The sequence below is a fragment of the Stenotrophomonas capsici genome, from assembly GCF_034961085.1.
GTDB lineage: Bacteria > Pseudomonadota > Gammaproteobacteria > Xanthomonadales > Xanthomonadaceae > Stenotrophomonas > Stenotrophomonas capsici.
This window is the reverse complement of the sequence record NZ_JAYFUH010000005.1, coordinates 1-1,258: the sequence shown is the minus strand read 5'-3', so window position 1 is coordinate 1,258 and position 1,258 is coordinate 1. Positions and strand designations below refer to the sequence as shown.

1 protein-coding gene is annotated in these 1,258 nt (G+C 68.0%); it reads left to right on the top strand.

Going from position 1 to position 1,258, the window contains the following annotated elements; translation table 11 throughout:
* Positions 1–1,020: 5-methyltetrahydropteroyltriglutamate--homocysteine S-methyltransferase (metE, locus tag VA603_RS00150; protein WP_323437592.1), on the top strand; the 1,020-nt coding region annotated here is incomplete at its 5' end.
* Positions 1,021–1,258 lie beyond the last annotated feature (238 nt).

The window sequence follows — 1,258 nt, the reverse complement described above, 5'->3', positions numbered from 1 at the left end:
GCACAGGCACTGCGCCTGCCCGCGTTCCCGACCACCACCATCGGCTCGTTCCCGCAGACCCAGGACGTGCGCCTGGCCCGCGCGCGGAACAAGTCCGGCAAGCTCTCCGATGCCGACTACGATGCCTTCCTGGCCGAGCAGACCGCGCATTGCGTGCGCGTGCAGGAACAGATCGGCCTGGACGTGCTGGTGCACGGCGAGTTCGAGCGCAACGACATGGTCGAGTACTTCGGCGAACAGCTCGATGGCTTCGCCTTCACCGGCAATGGCTGGGTGCAGAGCTACGGCTCGCGCTGCGTGAAACCGCCGGTGATCTTCGGCGACGTCAGCCGGCCGGCGCCGATGACGGTGCGCTGGTCGCGGTACGCGCAATCGCTCACCGACAAGCCGATGAAGGGCATGTTGACCGGGCCGGTGACGGTGCTGCAGTGGTCGTTCGTGCGTGATGACCAGTCGCGCGCCGATACCTGCACGCAGATCGCGCTGGCGCTGCGCGATGAGGTGAATGACCTGGAGGCGGCCGGCATCCGTGCCATCCAGATCGACGAGCCGGCCCTGCGCGAAGGCCTGCCGCTGCGGCGCGCGCAATGGCAGGACTACCTGGACTGGGCGGTGCGTGCCTTCCGCATCAGCGCCAGCGGCGTGGCCGATGCCACCCAGATCCACACCCACATGTGCTACGCGCAGTTCAACGACATCATCGAAGCGGTGGCCGCCCTGGACGCGGACGTGATCTCGATCGAGACCTCGCGCTCGCGCATGGAACTGCTGGATGCGTTCGCGCGTTTCGACTACCCCAACCAGATCGGCCCGGGCGTGTACGACATCCATTCCCCGCGCGTGCCCGATAGCGCCGAGATGGTGGAACTGCTGCGCAAGGCCAGCGACGTGCTGCCCCCGGGCAAGTTGTGGGTGAACCCGGACTGCGGCCTGAAGACCCGCGGCTGGCCGGAGACCCGGGCCGCGCTGGAAGCGATGGTGGGTGCCGCACGCACGCTGCGTGGGGAAGTGGCCGCGTAGGGCTGCAGTGCGCCGTGCTCCGGTAGATCACCGCAGATGTTGCATCTGCCCCCTCCCTTTCGCGCAGCGAAGGGGAGGGTTGGGGAGGGGGCTTTCGCCCCGGGAAGTCCACCTCGTTGCGCCATCGCTTCCCACCACCGCGCCGGGCAGGAATTCCCCGGCCATGCCCTGCCGTGCGCCACCGCTTAGACTGTCGGCACTCCCGCGTCAGGAAACAGTCGATGTACGCAGCCGATGT